This window comes from Amphibacillus indicireducens (assembly GCF_039539605.1).
GTDB classification, from domain to species: Bacteria; Bacillota; Bacilli; order Bacillales; family Amphibacillaceae; genus Amphibacillus; species Amphibacillus indicireducens.
Map to the genome: position 1 here is coordinate 1 of NZ_BAABDL010000008.1, position 2,931 is coordinate 2,931.

Sequence of the window (2,931 nt, forward strand, 5' to 3'; positions counted from 1 at the left end):
AAAAACAGCTTTTGAATGGCTTGACAGAGCCATTCAAAGCTGTTTTTGTCATTTTTAAGTGCGAAAGTCAGGATTTGGAGCGTTATTGTCTTTAACCATTTTATCGATTGCGGAATTTTCTAGTGAAAGTTTTAATTTTATTGTTCAGACATTTTTTATTTTTAATATTAGTCTTGTAATTTTTGATATATTAACAACGCAAGAAAATAGTGATTTTATTTCTCTTTACAATAGTATCTTCCATAAAAATAAAGATTATCTTTCTTGTATACCACTTTTGTTTTCAAGTGGAGTTAGACCATGTGAATTAAATTTGAGCAATTTAGAGTTTAAAGATAAAAAATGGAATATTTACCTTAATTATTATAAATATTATCAGTCTCTAGATCGGAATGAACAAGAAAAGGCGTTGAGGATAATTAGACAGTTAAAAAAAGACATGACGGTATACACTAGTGAAGTTGATGAATTTTTTAAGGCTAATATAAATTACGAATTTTTATTCTGTTGTTTTTTAACAAATGATATTAAAACTGCAAAAAATGTTTACCAAGAAATACAGGAAAATCACAAAGAAGTTCACCCACTTTGTAAACCTAGATCATTGGCCTCTTATGAATTGCTAATAAATGAGAATGTTAAAGAGTCTCAAAAAACCTACGAAGAATGTTATCAAGATTTTCATGTTCCGTTCTTTAAGGGGATGGAAATTTTCGAAAAAAGTATGGCCGAAAAATATAATTTTGTATCGTAATTATTTCTTTCTAAATTAGATACTTTTAATTTACAATGAGATTTTATGTTAAGTGATTCACTTATCAATTTAACGTAATGAATTTAATAGGAGTGTTGAAAATGAACTCAACCAAATCTTTGTATCTTACATTAAGTTTTATAGTTCCATGTATTATTGTTGGCGTATTAGAAATTATAATAAACCCAAACAATCACTTGTATATAGGTATGCTTTTTGCCGTTTTATTTATTACATTGAGTCAATTATTATTAATCCCATTTAAAAGATGGGTGTTTAATTGTGAAAAAACGGATCAGCTATGGAGATGGGCATTTGACATAACTAATTTCAAAAGAATAACGCTATATGTTTTATTTATCACTCTTAGTTCTGTACTTTCGACCTTGGTCAACTTTTACATAACTAAATAGATTCATAATTATATATGTGATTTATATAAGATAGTAGAAAAACAAGTGTGTTATCAATCTGTGGATAAAACAGAATGATATAAAATGTAACAACGCCTTAACTGGATCTAAGTCAATATCTTGGACACAAATAAGTTAATTTTTATTGTGCATCGAAATATATTACAATTTACTCGTGAAGGCTTGACATGGAGCCTCTGCGGGCATGGATTCTAAGCCAGGGAGCCAGCTCAATTAAAATATCGCTGGCTTGCCATAAGAGGCTGTCATGCCCGCCTCTCCACGTAAAGCCGTGTTTCTATTCTAGCTTGTGCAGTTAGACTGCCTGATTAAGTGTTAAATCTTCCATCTCTTGTGGTGTAAGATAGCCAATACTGCCATGTATTCTTTTGCGATTGTACCAGCCTTCAATATATTTAAATAACTCTACTTTTGCAGCGTTAAAGTCTAAGTATTGGACGTGATTGACTTCTTCTTTCTTTAAAATGGCGTGAAAGGATTCAATACAAGCGTTGTCATAAGGACTGCCCTTGCGACTAAAGGAATGTGTCATTTTGTAGTCTTGTATTATTTCTGCAAAGTCATCACTCGTGTACTGCGATCCCAAATCTGAATGAAAGATGACACCATCATTGGGTTTCTGTGTAACATAAGCATTCTCTAAAGCCTTTTTTACCATCTCTGTTGTCATTGATCGCGAAAAAGAGTAACCAATCACTTTCTTAGTGTGCAAATCTAATACAGATGCAAGATAGCACCAGCCATGACGAAGCGTATGAATATAGGTGATATCGCCAACCCATTTCTCGTTAACCGTTGTCGTAGAAAAATCCCTGTTGATGATATTTTCTCTTTCTGCAACTTTTTGCTTACTAGCAGTTGGTCGAAATTTCTTTACAGTGATAGACTTAATCCCAGCCTTTCTCATCAGGCGTTGAACGCGTTTTAAACTGATTGAATAGCCTTGTTTTTCTAACACCTTGTGAATCTTAGGTGCACCGTAGCGTTTTTTACTCTCTTCATGAATTTGTCTGATTTTTCTAGTGTATTCACGGTTTTCACGATCACGATTTGATTCTGTTTTAGTTAATGATTCATAGTAGGTAGACCTTGGTATATCAAGGGTTTGACACATTGTAGCGATAGGATAGTCATCTTTGTGTTCTGAAATAAACTCTGTCAGTTCACTGTCGTTTACTTTCTTGCGAATATGGCCATAGCCTTTTTTAAGATTTCAAGCTCCTGTTTTAAGCGAAGGTTTTCTTTTTGAATGGCATGGGTTTCTTTTGGCGTCACTTCTTTGCCATCAACACCTTCAACTGGAGTAAAGTCCTTGATCCATTTATAAATAGTAACTTCAGAAACGCCATATTCGCTATTTAATTCTTTGACAGAACTACCAGAACGATAAAGATCAACCAACATTTTTTTGAAATCATCGTTATACCGATTACCATGTTTTCTTTGATTCATTGTGACACATCCTCCTTAAATTCATTGTATATAATTTAACTTAGATGTGTCCATGAAACTATACTAGCATCAATGTTTAAGTAATTTATTATCTTATAGAAATAAAATACTGCAGTCAGAAATGCAGCAGGTAATGTTAAAGATCGAAAGTTTTTTAAAGGAACAAAACATAAAAATTATCGGTCCGAAAATATCAACAACTTTTTCAATCATTGAAGTGTGACTGCTAAACTATATGTAGCAGTTTCTGCTAGATAAGAATGTGCACTTTAATCCTATAACCTCGTTTAA

At 32.4% G+C, this 2,931-nt stretch carries 2 protein-coding genes; one reads left to right on the forward strand and one right to left on the reverse strand.

Going from position 1 to position 2,931, the window contains the following annotated elements; genetic code table 11:
- Positions 1-85 precede the first annotated feature (85 nt).
- A complete protein-coding gene (locus ABD814_RS00760; protein WP_344909450.1) occupies positions 86-754 on the forward strand; it encodes a hypothetical protein in 669 nt (222 codons plus the stop codon).
- Between the two features lie 729 nt (positions 755-1,483).
- On the opposite strand, the gene ABD814_RS00765 is transcribed toward ABD814_RS00760, so the two are convergent.
- Positions 1,484-2,640 (reverse strand): IS3 family transposase gene (locus ABD814_RS00765; RefSeq protein WP_344909452.1). Its coding sequence is split into 2 segments (ribosomal slippage): positions 1,484-2,400 and positions 2,400-2,640, totalling 1,158 coding nucleotides; the frame shifts between segments, so codons are not numbered across the junction.
- Positions 2,641-2,931 lie beyond the last annotated feature (291 nt).